The organism is Phocaeicola sp. RTP21198st1_B8_RTP21198_201120 (assembly GCF_040929485.1).
GTDB lineage: Bacteria > Bacteroidota > Bacteroidia > Bacteroidales > Bacteroidaceae > Phocaeicola > Phocaeicola dorei.
Map to the genome: position 1 here is coordinate 1 of NZ_JBCOCI010000029.1, position 15,908 is coordinate 15,908.

A 15,908-nucleotide genomic window follows, 5' to 3' on the forward strand; every position below is an offset into this window, starting at 1 on the left:
GATTGGCACAGACTGCTATTGAAAGGGAATTTATGCTTGCCAAACTGAACCTGCTGGAACATGCGCGTAAAAAGACCACTCAGAAAGTGAATCTTTTTGAGAAAGTGCAGATACCCGGATACCAGGATGCTCTGCGAAAGATTAAACGATTTATGGAGGATGAAGAGAACTTGTCCAAGTCATCGCAGAAGATTCTGAAATCTATTCAAGAGAAAAGAAAGGAGGCAGAGGCATGATTACAAAAATGAAGAAGTTGACTTTCCTTATTTATCATAAGGACTATGAATGTTTCCTGCAAAGTGTCCGTGACTTGGGCGTAGTCCACGTGGCAGAAAAAGCGCAGGGGACAGCGGAGAATGCCGAACTTCAAGAGAGCATCCGTTTGTCCGACCGCTATGCTTCAACTATTAAGTTTCTGCAAGGTTTTAATGCTGAATTGCAAGAACAGGAGGGAGATGTAGCCCGTGGAGAGAAAGGGCTGGAGGAAGTGGAGGCACTACAACTGGAGAAAACCCAGTTGCAGCATCAGTTGCAGGTTTGCGACAAAGAGCGTGCCACGTTAGAGGTATGGGGAGATTTCGATCCTGCATCGGTTATGCGGTTGCAAGAAGTTGGATATCAAGTGAATTTCTATATTTGCTCAGAGAAGAACTTTAATGAGGAATGGTTGGATACGTACTATGCTACGGAGATTAACCGTATTGGCTCACGCATTTATTTCATTACCATAACCAAAGAAGGATCGTTGCCCGAATTGGAAGTGGAATCGGTCAAATTGCCAGTAATGTCTTTGAGTCGGCTCGCTGCCAGATGTGAAAGTTTGGAACAGCAAATGAAGAGTGTGGATGATAAGTTGGCTGCTATAGCAGGAGAAAAACTTCTTTCTTTGCAAGTTGCACAAGCCAATGTCCGCTCGCAGATAGAATTCTCAAAAGTGGTGCTAAGTACAGAACAGGCTGCAGATAACAAATTGATGTTGTTACAGGGGTGGGCACCGGCTACGCAGATTCCGGAGATTACTAATTTTCTGAATCAGCAGGAGGCGTACTTTGAAATTGCTGATCCTACGCCGGAAGACAATGTTCCTATTCAGTTGAACAATAAAGGGTTCTTTCGTCTGTTTGAACCGATTATGAAGCTGTATATGCTTCCTAAATATAATGAACTGGATTTGACGCCGTTCTTTGCCCCTTTCTTTATGCTCTTTTTCGGGCTGTGTCTGGGCGATTCGGGCTATGGTCTGTTTATGGTATTAGGAGTGACAGTTTATCGTATGTTGGTGAAGAATATCGGTGCTTCCATGAAGCCCATCTTAACTTTGGTGCAGATTTTGGGTACTTCTACTTTCTTCTGCGGTATGCTGACAGGTACTTTTTTCGGATTCAATCTATATGGTAATGATATTCCGTTCTTTAACAAGATGCGTGATTTGTTCTTCTTGGACAATCAATGGATGTTTAATCTTTCATTGATTTTGGGAGCGGTACAGATTATTTTCGGTATGATACTGAAAGCGGCTAATCAGATTATTCAGTTCGGATTGAAATATGCATTGTCAACTATCGGATGGATTATTGTATTGGTAAGTACAGCTTTGGCATTCCTATTGGGAGATACCATGCCGATGGGAGGAACTGCTCATTTGGTAATTCTGGGGCTTGCCGGTGTGCTGATTTTCTTGCTCAACAGTCCAGGAAAGAATATTTTCCTCAATATCGGTTTGGGTTTGTGGGATTCCTACAATATGGCAACCGGTCTGCTGGGTGATATCCTTTCGTATGTGCGTTTGTTTGCTTTAGGCCTGTCGGGTGGTATTCTTGCCAGTGTATTCAATAGTCTGGCGGCTGGAATGAGTCCTGATAATGCAATTGCAGGTCCGATAGTGATGGTATTGATTTTCTTGATAGGTCATTCTATCAACATGTTTATGAATATATTGGGAGCAATGGTTCATCCGATGCGTCTGACTTTCGTGGAGTTTTTTAAGAATTCGGGTTACGAAGGAGGGGGCAAGGAGTACAAGCCTTTTAAGAATTAAAGAATGAGAATAAAGAATTAAAAGCTGTATAAGCTTTTTCGGCATTGTCATTTTGAATAAATGTTGTATTCCTGTGTAGACAGAGAAGCCAGAAAGGGAGAATCTGAAGATAGTATGCAGATCTTTCGCTAAGTTCAGGATGACATGAAAAGTATTCCTTTTAGGAGGAGTTTGATAAAATAAAGAATTTAAAAATTAAAAAATAGAAGAATTATGGAAATGAATTTATTGATTGCTTATGTAGGCATCGCAATTATGGTTGGTTTATCAGGTATCGGTAGTGCTTACGGAGTAACTATCGCAGGTAATGCTGCTATCGGAGCATTGAAGAAGAATGATAGTGCATTCGGTAACTTCCTGGTATTGACAGCTCTTCCTGGTACACAGGGGCTGTATGGTTTTGCCGGTTACTTCATGTTCCAGAGCATTTTCGGTGTTCTGACTCCGGCTATTACAGGTATTCAGGCTGCTGCCGTGTTGGGTTCCGGTATTGCTTTGGGACTTGTAGCTCTTTTCTCCGCTATCCGTCAGGGGCAGGTTTGCGCTAATGGTATCGCTGCTATTGGTCAAGGACATAATGTATTTGGCAATACATTGATTCTGGCCGTTTTTCCTGAATTGTATGCTATTGTTGCTTTGGCTGCAACCTTCTTGATGGGATCTGCATTGGCTGCGTAATCAGATTAGTTTTTTTATATAGGCGGTTATTTCCTGTTTTTATGGAAATAGCCGCTTTTTTTATTCTAATGTAAGGCAGAACCTTAAAAATATTTATTATTGTAGCTGATATCAGTATTTTTTGTGAAGATTGTTAGAGCGAAATGATTGAATGTTAATTCAGAAACTGTCTGAATAACATAAAGTTGCAAAAAAACTTTATTATCTCATTGAAAATATGTACCTTTGCGACCGAATTAAGATTAGTTAATAGATGGCAAAAGAATTGTTAGCCCCTGATTATATCTTCGAAGCAAGTTGGGAGGTATGTAATAAAGTAGGGGGAATTTATACAGTGTTGTCCACTAGGGCCAAAACACTGCAGGAAGCATTCAAAGACAAAGTCTTTTTCATAGGACCCGATTTTTGGGCAGGAAAGGAAAACCCTTTGTTCAGTGAAAATGAGAATCTTTGTGCGGCATGGCGTGAACATGCTTTGAAGAAAGATGGACTGAAAGTTCGTGTGGGGCGCTGGAATATTCCGGGAGAGCCTATCGTTATATTGGTGGATTTTTATCCTTTCTTCTCTAAAAGAAATGAAATATATGGCCGGATGTGGGAGAATTTCAAAGTCGATTCACTTCATGCTTATGGAGATTACGACGAAGCGTCTATGTTTTCTTATGCAGCCGGAAAAGTGGTTGAAAGCTTTTATCGTTTCAATTTGACCGAAAATGATAGAGTCATTTATCAGGCACATGAATGGATGACAGGTATGGGCGCCCTTTATTTGCAGAAAGCGGTACCCGAAATAGCTACTATTTTTACTACTCACGCTACTTCTATAGGCCGGTCTATCGCCGGAAACAATAAACCTCTTTACGATTACTTATTTGCTTATAATGGTGACCAGATGGCTCGTGAACTCAATATGGAGGCAAAGCATTCTATTGAGAAGCAGACTGCGCATCATGTGGATTGCTTTACTACGGTTAGTGAAATTACCAACAATGAATGCAAGGAGTTGTTGGACAAGCCGGCAGATGTGGTGTTGATGAATGGGTTTGAGGATGATTTTGTTCCGCAAGGCCGTACGTTTACCGCCAAGCGTAAGAAAGCTCGTGCTGCGATGTTGAATTTGGCTAATAAATTGCTGGGCTTGACGATGAGTGATGATACTCTTATTGTGGGCACAAGCGGTCGTTATGAGTTTAAAAATAAAGGTATCAATGTCTATTTGGAGTCTTTGAACCGATTGACCCGTGATAAAAATTTGAAAAAAGAGGTGCTGGCATTTATTAATGTACCAGGTTGGGTGGGGGACCCTCGTGAAGATTTGGTGGAACGTTTGAAAAGCAAAGAAAATTTCACAACTCCGTTGGAGTGCCCGTTTATCACACATTGGTTGCATAATATGAGTCATGACCAGGTACTTGATATGATGAAGTATTTGGGAATGTCCAATTCGGCGGAATCTAAGGTAAAAGTAATATTTGTACCTTGTTATCTGGATGGAAAGGATGGCATCTTGAATTTGGAATATTATGATTTGGTGTTGGGGAATGACTTGAGTGTTTATCCTTCCTATTATGAACCTTGGGGGTATACACCATTGGAAAGTGTAGCATTCCATGTACCTACTATAACAACTGATTTGGCCGGATTTGGTTTGTGGGTAAATTCGTTGAAGGGTAGATACTGTGAGTTGAAAGATGGTGTGAAAGTTATCCATCGCTCGGATTACAACTATTCTGAAGTAGCGGATGTTATAAAGGACACCATATCGGAATTTTCGGGATTGCCGGAAAATGTAATCAAGACTATGCGTAAAAATGCGGCGGACATTGCGGAAAAGGCATTGTGGAAGCATTTTATCAAATATTATTATGAAGCTTATGATGTGGCATTGCATAATGCACAGAAAAGGCTTATTATGAATAGCTAATTAATTATTAATAAATAATTTGAGAGACATGAAAATCAAAGTAAGTAATGCGAATACTCCTAATTGGAAGGAAGTTACAGTAAAATCACACATTCCCGAAGAACTGAAGAAGTTGGAGGAAATGGCTCGTAACATCTGGTGGGCATGGAATTACGAAGCAACAGACCTGTTTAGAGATTTAGATCCTGTGACTTGGAAAGAAGTGGGGCAGAATCCCGTTGCTTTATTGGAACGTTTGAGCTATGAAAAGCTGGAGGCATTAACCCAGGATAAGGTGATTGTAAAGCGCATGAACGATGTATATGCTAAATTTAAAGCTTATGTAGATGCTAAGCCGGATAGCAAACGTCCTTCTGTAGCCTATTTCTGTATGGAGTATGGTTTGACACATGTTTTGAAAATCTATTCCGGTGGTCTGGGTATTTTGGCCGGTGACTACTTGAAAGAAGCATCAGACAGTAATGTAGATATGTGCGGTGTTGGCTTCTTGTATCGTTATGGATATTTTAGCCAGAGCCTTTCAATGGATGGTCAGCAGATTGCTAACTATGAATCACAGAATTTCGGTAGCCTGCCTATTGAACGTGTAATGGATGAAAACGGACAGCCGATGGTGGTCGATGTTCCTTATTTGAACTATTTCGTTCATGCATATGTATGGAAGGTAAATGTAGGACGTGTTCCTTTGTATCTGCTGGATACTGATAATGAAATGAACAGCGAATTTGATCGCCCTATCACATATCAGTTGTATGGTGGAGACTGGGAGAACCGTTTGAAACAAGAAATCTTGCTAGGTATTGGTGGTGTGTTGCTGTTGAAGAAACTGGGCATTAAGAAAGATGTTTATCATTGTAATGAAGGACATGCTGCTTTGTGTAATGTGCAGCGTTTGTGTGATTATGTAGAAAGCGGGCTGACATTTGACCAGGCTTTGGAAGTAGTTCGTTCTTCTTCTTTATATACGGTTCATACTCCGGTTCCTGCGGGGCATGACTATTTTGATGAAGGCTTGTTTGGAAAATATATGGGTGGTTATCCACAGCGTATGGGGATTTCTTGGCAGGATTTGATGGACTTAGGTCGTATTAATCCGGGTGATGCAGGCGAACGTTTTTGTATGTCTACATTTGCTTGTAATACTTGTCAGGAAGTAAACGGTGTAAGCTGGCTGCATGGCAAGGTTTCTCAGGAGATGTTCTCTGGAATTTGGAAAGGCTATTTTCCTGAAGAAAGTCATGTAGGTTATGTGACTAATGGCGTTCACTTCCCGACATGGAGTGCTACTGAATGGAAGAAACTATATGCTAAGCATTTTGCTCCTAACTTCCTGGAAGATCAATCTAATGAGAAAATTTGGGAAGCTATTTATAATGTAGCCGATGAAGAAATTTGGGAAACCCGTATGGCTTTGAAGCACAAATTGGTTGACCATATTCGTAAGCAGTTCAGTGAAAGCTGGTTGAAGAATCAAGGTGATCCTTCACGCATTGTTTCTCTGATGGAAAAGATTAATCCAAATGCCTTGTTGATTGGTTTTGCCCGTCGTTTTGCTACTTACAAACGTGCACATCTGCTGTTTACTGATTTGGAACGTTTGTCTAAGATTGTGAATAATCCTGATTATCCGGTACAGTTCTTATTTGCAGGTAAGGCTCATCCACATGATGGTGCAGGTCAAGGGTTGATCAAGAAGATTGTGGAAATTTCCCGTCGTCCGGAGTTCTTGGGCAAAATCATCTTTTTGGAAAATTATGATATGCAGTTGGCACGTCGTTTGGTTTCAGGTGTTGATATTTGGATGAATACTCCTACCCGTCCTTTGGAAGCTTCCGGAACATCAGGCGAGAAGGCTTTAATGAATGGTGTTGTTAATTTCTCTGTGCTTGACGGTTGGTGGCTGGAAGGTTACCGTGAAGGAGCAGGATGGGCGTTAACTGAAAAACGTACTTATCAGAATCAAGATCATCAAGATCAATTGGATGCTGCAACTATTTACAGTATTTTGGAAAATGAGATTCTTCCGTTGTATTATGCACGTAACCGTAAGGGATATTCTGAGGGTTGGGTGAAGACTATCAAGAACTCTATTGCTCAAGTGGCTCCTCATTATACAATGAAACGTCAGTTAGACGATTATTATGCTAAGTTCTATACTAAAGAAGCGAAACGTTTTAAAGAATTGGTAGCCAATGATTATGCAAAGGCTAAAGAACTGGCTGCTTGGAAAGAACGAGTTGCAGAACTTTGGGATTCCATTGAAATCGTTTCATGTGAAAAGACAGAAGAGCTAGCTAGCGGTAATATTGAAAGCGGAAAAGAATATATCATTACTTATGTTATAGATGAAAAGGGATTGGATGATGCAGTAGGTATTGAACTGGTTACCACTTTCACCAATGCGGAAGGTAAGGAGCATATCTATTCTGTAGAACCAATGGAAGTAATTAAGAAAGAAGGTAACTTGTATACATTCCAGGTTAAACACAGTTTGTCTAACTCAGGTAGCTTCAAGGTGGCATACCGTATGTTCCCGAAGAATGTTGATTTGCCTCATCGTCAGGACTTCTGTTATGTTCGTTGGTTTAATTAATCATTGAATTAAGATAATATTTCTATTTAAAGAACTGTTTCCTTGGAAAAGAGAGGAAGCAGTTCTTTTTTATTAGTCTGTTCGCCCAAAGTTCTATTGATATTATCATTCTAGTTTTTGTCTAAGCCGAGATTGCTATGGAAAGTGCGTATTATTGGGAAGGGTGACAGGACGAGTATAAAAAATACCGATGCCTTTCTAGACATCGGTATTTTACTTTGTGAACTATTTTTGCAGTTGTTTTATTTCAACAGTTCGTTCAGCTTGGACTTGATGGCATCGCCGCGGAGATTACGTGCTACAATGGTACCCTCCTGATCAACCAATACAGTAGCAGGAATTGAATTGACGCCATAAAGTTTTGCACCTGCATTGTTCCAACCTTGTAAGTCAGACATTTGTGGCCATGTAATATTTAGGGCAGTGATAGCCTCTTTCCACTTGTCTGCATTTTCGTCCAAAGAAACACCTACAATCCCGAAGCCTTTATCTTTGAAAGCCTTGTATGCTTCTACAACATTAGGCATTTCTTTACGGCAAGGTCCGCACCAGCTAGCCCAAAAGTCAATCAAAGTATATTTATTTTTGCTGACGAAATCAGACAGGCTTACAGTTTCACCTTCAGGAGTCTGCATAGAGAAATCAATGTATTTCTGACCTACAGCCGTTTTCTCTGAAGTTTCAATGTGGGCTTTCAACTTGTTGATACGTTCATTAACTAATGCGGCAGGAATTTTCTCTACCAACGCTTTTTGTTTGTCAAGTTCGAATGCGCCTGCATAGGAAGGAAGCAGATATACACCGACCGGATTGGTGATATTGGCTTCAATTGTTTGATAAACCATATCCATGCCTACACTGTCTTTCTTTTCAATCTCAGCCATGATAGCTTCTACCTGCTCTTCTGTCAAGCTAGTGTCGCTTTGAGCCTTTTGGTACATTTCATTCATTTCCTTGCTTAAAGCCATGAAACCATCTTTGAATTTTTGGTAAGCGTCATTATTAGGAGTACCTGAAACTTTGCTTTCCTTACCTAAGGTTACATTAATATTCCCATTTTCAAGAAAAAGATCAGTAAAGTAACGCTTGTTTCCTTTCATATAAGTGATGTAGCGGTTTACAGCCGTATCTTGTTTTCCGGTGAATACGAAAGTTCCGCTTTTGACAATAGCGGAATCGAGTTTTACAAGATCCCCTCCTGCGTATTCCTGTAAATAGATTGTGTCGCCATCAGTGATGTCTTCTACTGAACCTGTAACCTTATAGGAAGGCGAATTCTGACATGCAACGAAAGCCATGCTTCCTGCAGCCAATAAATAAACTAATTTTTTCATTTTAATATGATTATAATTTGCACGCAAAGATAACTACTTAATTAATATGTTTGCGGAAAAAAGGTTTTTATTTTCAGAATGAAATTAGGAATCTGTAGTTTAGCTTTGCTTTTTTTGAATTTTATGGGCATTTATTTAATTCCTTTGGTTTTTTTGCACAAATCTATGGAATAAAAAGTATAATCCTATTAGACCAATGTTATTAGTGACTATCATCCTGATAATATTACTCTCTCTTGCATTAATCAAAGTAATTGCAAAAGGAAAGTTTTTTGATTGTAAAATAAAGACAGTAGAACAATTTCATGACGCGATATGGAATAATGCACATGAGTTTATTTTTTTGATAGACCAGACTTCTCATGTAGTGAAAACAAATTATTGTACTCTGTATAAGCAACCTGTCAATAAAGACAGAACTTGTTTTGGTGAGATTTTACAATGCTGATATGCCAGAGAGCAGGAAAATTGTAATAAGCATGAACGGTGTAGGGGCTGTCCTGTCCGGTATAAAATAAAGGAATTGTTCAATACCCATTCTTCTTTTAGTAATTTGGAGGTCGTGATGGATAATTGTTTCTCGGCCGTCGGGTGTTTATAATATGGTTATTTCCGGGCGCTATTTATTGCTGGAAAATAAATATTATGTTATTTTAACAGTGCATGATATCAGTAAGGAGCGTGTGTTGAAGTCATCTTTGCAACATAGTAATGAGAAATTTCTTTGTTTTTTTGATAATGTGACCGTTGGGTGTGCTATTTGCGACAAAGATGGCAAGTTGGTGGAAGTGAATGATACTTATGTGAGATATATGGGTACCACCTCTAAAACGAGGCTGTGAATCAGCTTAATATTTATACCAATCCATGCATAAACCCAGAATTTAAAGAGATAATGAAAGCGGGTGTTCCCGTATCGGAGGAAGTGAAGTATGATTATGAAAAAATAAATAAGTATTATGTAAGGAGCTGTCATAAGGGTGTGCACTATTTTCGTTTTATTGTGAATTACATGTGGAATGCCGGAGGAGAAGTGGAGAATATTTTAATTATTTGGGTAGAGAATACGCTTATTCATAAAGCACTCCGTCAGAATAATATGTTCCGTGAGATAATTACTTATGCTTCTTCTATTTCCAAGATAGGCTTTTGCTCTCTTAATTTGTCCAAGAGCGAGCAATTGATGACACCGGAGTATTTAAAGAATTTGGGGATAAAGGAAGAAATAGACATGCCCCGGATTTTTTCTAATTTGGAACATGCCCATCCTGATGACCGGAAATTTTTCCTTGAATATATAGAAAAAGCCGATTATGAGAGAATGGAGCCGTTATTCGTATTATGACAGATGGAGAATATCGTTGGGTGAAGCAATATTTAATTCAGCAAGTTTTTGATCTGGAGAACAGAAATATTGTTCTGGCAGGAGTGAATGTGGACATTGACGTACAAAAACGGACGGAAGAAGCTTTGCGCATCGCTAAAGAAAGTGCAGAAAGTTCCGATCGGTTGAAGTCTGCTTTTCTTACGAACATGAGTCATGAGATACGTACTCCTTTGAATGCGATAGTCGGTTTCTCTAATTTGCTGATAAATGCTGACAATAAGGATGATTTTGATAGCTTTAAGTAGATTATAGAGCAGAATAGTACCTTTACTGTTACAATTGATCGGTGATATTCTGGATCTTTCGAAAATAGAATCGGGCACATTGAAGTTTGTATGGAGTGATGTGAATATTAATGCAATGATATACGATTTGGAGAAGGTATTTCAATTACGAAACAAAAATAATCCGGAGGTGGAGATCAGGTTTGTGCCCGGTATGGAAGAGTGCGTGATTCGTACCGAGCGACTTATGGGGGGGCGGATCGGTGTTGAATTCGAGCAGGGAGAAGGTTCCACTTTTTGGTTTACAATTCCTCAAAAGCCCATCATTCACTTTGCTGAAAGAAGAGAAATAGTACGCGCAATGGAAAATTATTAGTCGGATGAATAAATATTACTTTATTTATATCCTCCATTCTTGAAAAATACCGTATTTTTGCAACTCAATTACAAAATGAGTATGCAACAATCTAATTATATAATTGAGGTAAAAGGTGTTTCCAAGTTTTTTGGTGATAAAATGGTCTTGGATAACATTAATTTATATGTAAAAAAAGGTGAGTTTGTAACCGTGTTGGGTCCCTCCGGCTGCGGAAAGACTACTCTTTTACGTTTGATTGCCGGTTTCCAGACTGCTTCGGAAGGCGAGATAAAGATAGCTGGAAAAGAGATCACGCAGACACCTCCGCATAAGCGCCCGGTAAATACCGTGTTTCAGAAGTATGCTTTGTTTCCTCATTTGAATGTGTTCGATAATATTGCCTTCGGATTGAAATTGAAAAAGATTCCCAAGCAGACTATCGAGAAGAAAGTAAAGGCAGCTCTTCGTATGGTAGGAATGACAGACTATGAGTATCGGGATGTGAATTCTTTGTCAGGCGGGCAGCAACAGCGTGTAGCCATAGCCCGTGCTATCGTCAATGAGCCGGAGGTGTTGTTGCTGGATGAGCCTTTGGCTGCTTTGGACTTGAAAATGCGTAAAGATATGCAGATGGAATTAAAAGAGATGCATAAGACATTGGGCATCACCTTTGTTTATGTGACGCATGACCAAGAGGAAGCTTTGACATTGAGCGACACAATTGTTGTAATGAGTGAAGGAAAAATACAGCAGATCGGAACACCGGTGGATATTTATAACGAACCCATCAATTCGTTTGTAGCCGATTTTATAGGTGAGAGCAATATTTTGAACGGAACAATGATACAGGACAAGCTTGTGCGTTTTGCAGGAGTGGAGTTTGAATGTGTGGATGAAGGTTTCGGTGAAAATATGCCGGTAGATGTTGTGGTACGTCCTGAAGATTGGTATATTTTTCCAGATTCGGATGCTTCACAGATTTCCGGTATCGTAACCTCATCCATCTTTAAAGGTGTGCATTATGAAATGGTGGTCGAGGCCAATGGTTATGAATTTATTGTACAGGATTATCATCATTTTGCTGTGGGTGAGCAGGTAGGTTTGTTGATAAAACCTTTTGATATCCATATTATGAAAAAAGAACGTGTATGCAATACGTTTGAAGGAGAACTGGCAGACGGAACGCATGTGGAATTTCTGGGATGTACGTTTGAGTGTCTGCCAGTGGCTGACATTGAGCCGGGGGCCAAAGTGAAAGTACAGGTAGATTTCAAGGATATCATTTTGCAGGATAATGAAGAGGATGGAACTTTAACCGGGGATGTACGTTTTATCCTATATAAGGGAGACCATTATCACCTCACCGTGTCATCGGACTGGGGGGAGGATATTTTTGTTGATACCAATGATGTATGGGATAATGGTGATCATGTAGGTATCAGCATCCTTCCCGAAAGTATAAAAGTAACTCAGGTTGTAGAATCATAATAAAGAAAAGAGGTGCTCAGAACGATACGATTTTTCTTGTCTTCACGTAAAAGCTGGACTATTCCTTACGTGATATTTTCGGCGGTATTTGTTATTCTTCCGCTACTTTTAATAGTGGTTTATGCATTTATGGATGATGCGGGTTATTTCACTTTGGGAAATTTTGCCAAATTCTTCGCTCATCCCGAGGCAATCAACACATTTGTTTATTCTATTGGCGTGGCCATTATCACAACAGTGGTATGTATCTTATTGGGATATCCTGCTGCCTATATTCTGACACAGACGCGGATGAAATATGCATCGACGGTGGTGGTATTGTTTATTCTGCCCATGTGGGTGAATATTTTAATACGTACACTGGCTACGGTAGCATTGTTCGACTTTATGAACGTACCTTTAGGAGAGGGGGCTTTGATATTCGGTATGGTATATAATTTTCTGCCTTTTATGATTTATCCTATTTACAACACTTTGCAGAAATTGGATAAAAGTTATGTGGAAGCGGCACAAGATTTGGGCGCCAATCCTATGCAAGTGTTTTTCAAGGCTGTGCTACCCCTGTCCATGCCGGGTATTGTGAGTGGTATATTAATGGTGTTCATGCCTACTATCTCCACATTTGCCATTGCCGAATTATTGACAATGAATAATATTAAACTGTTTGGTACTACTATCCAGGAAAATATTAATAATAGTATGTGGAATTATGGGGCGGCCTTGTCGTTGATTATGCTGTTCCTTATTGGTGCGACAACCTTGCTCGCTTCAGATGATAAGGATCATAACGAAGGAGGTGGGCTATGGTAAAGAAAATTTTGTGTCAGGGATATTTGTGGCTGCTTCTGCTATTGCTTTATGCACCTATTTTTATCATTATGATCTATTCGTTTACCGAAGCAAAGGTGCTGGGCAACTGGACTGGGTTTTCCACCAAACTCTATTCATCCCTGTTTGTTGCGGGCACACATCATTCATTGACAAATGCCTTGGTCAACACCCTGAGCATTGCCTTGATTGCAGCTACCGTATCTACTTTGCTGGGCAGTATTACGGCAATCGGTATATTCAATCTTCGTACCCGTGCTCGTAAAGCAATCAGTTTTGTCAATAACATTCCTATCTTGAATGGAGATATTATTATTGGTATATCTTTATTCTTGCTGTTCGTATCTTTGGGTATTCCACAAGGATATACCACTGTGGTTCTTGCACATATCACATTCTGTACTCCATATGTGGTGTTAAGTGTGTTGCCGCGTTTGAAACAGATGAATCCGAATATTTATGAGGCGGCGCTTGATTTGGGGGCTACCCCTATGCAGGCACTCCGCAAGGTGATTGTTCCTGAGATTCTTCCGGGAATGATTTCTGGTTTTATGCTGGCGGTGACTTTGTCCATTGACGATTTTGCCGTGACTGTATTTACTATTGGTAACGAAGGGCTTGAAACTCTTTCCACCTATATTTATGCGGATGCACGAAAAGGAGGGCTGACTCCTGAACTTCGTCCGCTTTCTACCATTATATTCGTATTGGTGCTGGTATTGTTGGTTATCATCAATCGCCATGCAAGCAAGAAAAAGGAGGTATAAAAAATGAGGAAAATAAATAAATGGCTGATGGTGTGTGTGTGTGCGTTATTTTCTTTAACCGGATGTTATAACACAGAGCCTCGTGAAAATGTACTGAAAATATATAATTGGGCCGACTACATTGATGAGGATGTGTTGGCGGAATTTCCCCGGTGGTACAAAGAACAGACGGGGGAAGATATACGGATTGTCTATCAGACTTTTGACATCAATGAAATCATGTTGACCAAGATAGAACGCGGACATGAAGATTTTGATGTAGTTTGTCCTTCGGAGTATATCATAGAGCGTATGCTGAGGAAAGGTTTATTGCTTCCCATTGATACTGTTTTTGGAAAGACTCCCAATTATCTACATAATGAATCTCCTTATATCCGCAACAATTGGATAAATTGAGTCGGTCGGGGCATCGTGCTTCAGATTATGCCATCGGTTATATGTGGGGAACAGCAGGTATCCTTTTTAATACCGATCATGTTCCGGCGGAAGATGCCAGGACTTGGGCCAGTCTTTGGAATCTGAAATATAAGAACAAGATTCTGATGAAGGAAAGTTATCGTGATGCATATGGTACCGCATTGATTTATGCCAATGCTGGGGATTTGAAAAAAAGTAAGGTTACGGTAGAGGAGTTGATGAACAACTATTCGCAAGCGTCCATCGATACTGTTGAGAAGTATCTGAAAGCAATGAAACCCTTGATAGCAGGTTGGGAAGCCGATTTTGGTAAGGAAATGATGACTAAAGGTAAAGCATGGCTGAACATGACCTGGAGCGGGGATGCGGTATGGGCGATAGAAGAGGCTGAAGGAGTGGGCATCCATCTGGACTATGAAGTGCCGGCAGAGGGAAGTAATGTGTGGTATGACGGATGGGTGATCCCTAAGTATGCTAGAAATAAAAAGGCTGCCAGTTATTTTATTAATTATTTATGCCGTCCTGATGTGGCTTTACGTAATATGGACGCCTGTGGTTATGTGAGTGCCGTCGCGACTCCCGAGATTTTGGAGGCAAAGATAGATACTACCTTATCTTACTTTGCAGATTTAAGTTATTTTTTCGGTCCTGCTGCCGATAGTATACAAATAGATAAAGTGCAGTATCCTGACCGTACAGTGGTGGAGCGTTGTGCCATGATTCGTGACTCCTGTGACAAGACCGAATTGGTCTTGGAGATGTGGTCGCGTGTAAAGGGGGATAATTTGGGGGTAGGCGTGGTTATTGTGATTCTGGTATTTGCCGGGATTATGGTGGTATTCACCGTGTATAGAAAGCTTCAGCGTTATCAGCATGAAAAGGTGCAACGTCGTCGCAGGAATCACCGGAGAAAGAAATGACTTAATCTAAAGGAAAACATTTAGTCTTGCTGATAAAACGATTTAGGGAATCCAATCTTTAGGTAAAATTAAAATAAAAGTCCGAACTTGGGAAAGTCCGGACTTTTATTTCTATAATCATATAAAGATTAAATGATGTATTGTGAAGAGATAGACTCATTATTCATCACGCGGCGGATTGTTTCAGCAAACATATCGGCAATGGTCAGTTGCTTCACTTTAGAACAACGGTTAGCATAAGGAATACTATCGGTAAATACCATTTCTTCTAGGCCGGAGTTCTGAACGCGTTCAGATGCAGGACCTGACATTACACAGTGAGAAGCGATTGCGCGGACGGAAATGGCTCCCGCTTCTTTCATAATATCGGCAGCTTTGGTAATAGTACCTGCTGTATCTACCATATCGTCAATTAAGATGACATTTTTATTTTTTACATCACCGATAATTTGCATGGTGGCCACTTCATTGGCTTTCAGGCGCGTCTTGTTGCAAAGCACCAAGGGTACACCCAAATATTTGGAATAAGTGCTGGCGCGTTTTGAACCACCCACGTCCGGAGTTGCGATTACCAAGTCTTCCAGTTGCAATGATTCAATGTAAGGTAGGAATACGCCAGAAGCGTAGAGATGGTCTACCGGTACATCAAAAAATCCTTGAATCTGATCGGCATGTAAATCCATTGTGATCAAACGATCAATGCCTGCCACGCTCAGAAGATCGGCTACCAGTTTAGCACCGATGGAAACACGAGGTTTGTCTTTTCTGTCCTGACGTGCCCATCCAAAGTAGGGGATAACGGCTACAATACTCTTTGCGGAGGCTCTTTTAGCTGCATCAATCATTAGCAGCAGTTCCATTAAGTTGTCAGAGTTAGGAAAGGTAGATTGAACCAGAAAAACATGTGCGCCTCTAATTGATTCTTCATAAGAAACAGCGAATTCACCATCAG

General features: G+C 40.2%; 14 protein-coding genes and 1 pseudogene. 13 read left to right on the forward strand and 2 right to left on the reverse strand.

Annotation, left to right across the window (positions count from 1 at the left end):
- The 5 genes from AB5935_RS12150 to glgP form a co-directional block, all read left to right on the forward strand.
- Positions 1-236 (forward strand): V-type ATP synthase subunit D (locus AB5935_RS12150; RefSeq protein WP_368327437.1); only part of this gene is annotated, 236 nt, incomplete at its 5' end.
- A complete protein-coding gene (locus AB5935_RS12155) occupies positions 233-2,038 on the forward strand; it encodes a V-type ATP synthase subunit I (protein WP_007849473.1) in 1,806 nt (601 codons plus the stop codon). The genes AB5935_RS12150 and AB5935_RS12155, both read left to right, overlap by 4 nt.
- Positions 2,039-2,251: 213 nt before the next feature.
- On the forward strand, positions 2,252-2,716 hold the full coding sequence (locus AB5935_RS12160) for a V-type ATP synthase subunit K (protein ID WP_368327438.1): 465 nt from the start codon (positions 2,252-2,254) through the stop codon (positions 2,714-2,716).
- 253 nt (positions 2,717-2,969) lie between these two features.
- Entirely contained in the window at positions 2,970-4,640 is a 1,671-nt protein-coding gene (locus AB5935_RS12165) for a glycosyltransferase (RefSeq protein WP_007834995.1), read from the forward strand.
- 28 nt (positions 4,641-4,668) lie between these two features.
- Positions 4,669-7,233 (forward strand): alpha-glucan family phosphorylase, encoded by a 2,565-nt coding sequence (gene glgP / locus AB5935_RS12170; protein WP_007834996.1) that lies wholly within the window; start codon positions 4,669-4,671, stop codon positions 7,231-7,233.
- 242 nt (positions 7,234-7,475) lie between these two features.
- On the opposite strand, the gene AB5935_RS12175 is transcribed toward glgP, so the two are convergent.
- A complete protein-coding gene (locus AB5935_RS12175) occupies positions 7,476-8,567 on the reverse strand; it encodes a TlpA disulfide reductase family protein (RefSeq protein ID WP_007834997.1) in 1,092 nt (363 codons plus the stop codon).
- Positions 8,568-9,169: 602 nt separating this feature from the next.
- Here AB5935_RS12175 and AB5935_RS12180 point away from each other — a divergent pair.
- From AB5935_RS12180 to AB5935_RS12215, 8 genes and pseudogenes are all read left to right on the forward strand, one after another.
- Positions 9,170-9,409 (forward strand): hypothetical protein, encoded by a 240-nt coding sequence (locus AB5935_RS12180; protein WP_244058068.1) that lies wholly within the window; start codon positions 9,170-9,172, stop codon positions 9,407-9,409.
- 53 nt (positions 9,410-9,462) lie between these two features.
- Positions 9,463-9,912, forward strand: a complete 450-nt coding sequence (locus AB5935_RS12185; RefSeq protein WP_244058067.1) for a hypothetical protein — start codon at positions 9,463-9,465, stop codon at positions 9,910-9,912.
- Entirely contained in the window at positions 9,909-10,199 is a 291-nt protein-coding gene (locus tag AB5935_RS12190; protein WP_007835002.1) for a histidine kinase dimerization/phospho-acceptor domain-containing protein, read from the forward strand. The genes AB5935_RS12185 and AB5935_RS12190 overlap by 4 nt, the downstream gene beginning before the upstream one ends.
- A gap of 34 nt (positions 10,200-10,233) precedes the next feature.
- On the forward strand, positions 10,234-10,554 hold the full coding sequence (locus AB5935_RS12195) for an ATP-binding protein (RefSeq protein WP_008654615.1): 321 nt from the start codon (positions 10,234-10,236) through the stop codon (positions 10,552-10,554).
- Positions 10,555-10,629: 75 nt separating this feature from the next.
- Positions 10,630-12,024, forward strand: coding sequence for a polyamine ABC transporter ATP-binding protein (potA, locus tag AB5935_RS12200; protein WP_007835006.1), 1,395 nt, complete (start codon positions 10,630-10,632; stop codon positions 12,022-12,024).
- 12 nt (positions 12,025-12,036) lie between these two features.
- On the forward strand, positions 12,037-12,834 hold the full coding sequence (locus AB5935_RS12205) for an ABC transporter permease (protein ID WP_007843346.1): 798 nt from the start codon (positions 12,037-12,039) through the stop codon (positions 12,832-12,834).
- Positions 12,828-13,619, forward strand: a complete 792-nt coding sequence (locus AB5935_RS12210; protein WP_007835009.1) for an ABC transporter permease — start codon at positions 12,828-12,830, stop codon at positions 13,617-13,619. Before AB5935_RS12205 ends, AB5935_RS12210 begins: the two co-directional genes overlap by 7 nt.
- A 27-nt stretch (positions 13,620-13,646) precedes the next feature.
- Positions 13,647-14,956 (forward strand): annotated as a pseudogene (locus AB5935_RS12215) (ABC transporter substrate-binding protein).
- A 128-nt stretch (positions 14,957-15,084) separates the two neighbouring features.
- Here the strand turns inward: AB5935_RS12215 and AB5935_RS12220 are convergent.
- Positions 15,085-15,908 (reverse strand): ribose-phosphate pyrophosphokinase (locus tag AB5935_RS12220; protein ID WP_368327439.1); only part of this gene is annotated, 824 nt, incomplete at its 5' end.

What these genes read in the sequence shown, in the direction of transcription:
- AB5935_RS12155 (WP_007849473.1), top strand. Translation starts at nt 233, where the DNA reads ATGATTACAAAAATGAAGAAGTTGACTTTCCTTATTTATCATAAGGAC.
- AB5935_RS12160 (WP_368327438.1), top strand. Translation starts at nt 2,252, where the DNA reads ATGGAAATGAATTTATTGATTGCTTATGTAGGCATCGCAATTATGGTT.
- AB5935_RS12165 (WP_007834995.1), top strand. Translation starts at nt 2,970, where the DNA reads ATGGCAAAAGAATTGTTAGCCCCTGATTATATCTTCGAAGCAAGTTGG.
- glgP (WP_007834996.1), top strand. Translation starts at nt 4,669, where the DNA reads ATGAAAATCAAAGTAAGTAATGCGAATACTCCTAATTGGAAGGAAGTT.
- AB5935_RS12175 (WP_007834997.1), bottom strand. Translation starts at nt 8,567, where the DNA reads ATGAAAAAATTAGTTTATTTATTGGCTGCAGGAAGCATGGCTTTCGTT.
- AB5935_RS12180 (WP_244058068.1), top strand. Translation starts at nt 9,170, where the DNA reads ATGGTTATTTCCGGGCGCTATTTATTGCTGGAAAATAAATATTATGTT.
- AB5935_RS12185 (WP_244058067.1), top strand. Translation starts at nt 9,463, where the DNA reads ATGAAAGCGGGTGTTCCCGTATCGGAGGAAGTGAAGTATGATTATGAA.
- AB5935_RS12190 (WP_007835002.1), top strand. Translation starts at nt 9,909, where the DNA reads ATGACAGATGGAGAATATCGTTGGGTGAAGCAATATTTAATTCAGCAA.
- potA (WP_007835006.1), top strand. Translation starts at nt 10,630, where the DNA reads ATGAGTATGCAACAATCTAATTATATAATTGAGGTAAAAGGTGTTTCC.
- AB5935_RS12210 (WP_007835009.1), top strand. Translation starts at nt 12,828, where the DNA reads ATGGTAAAGAAAATTTTGTGTCAGGGATATTTGTGGCTGCTTCTGCTA.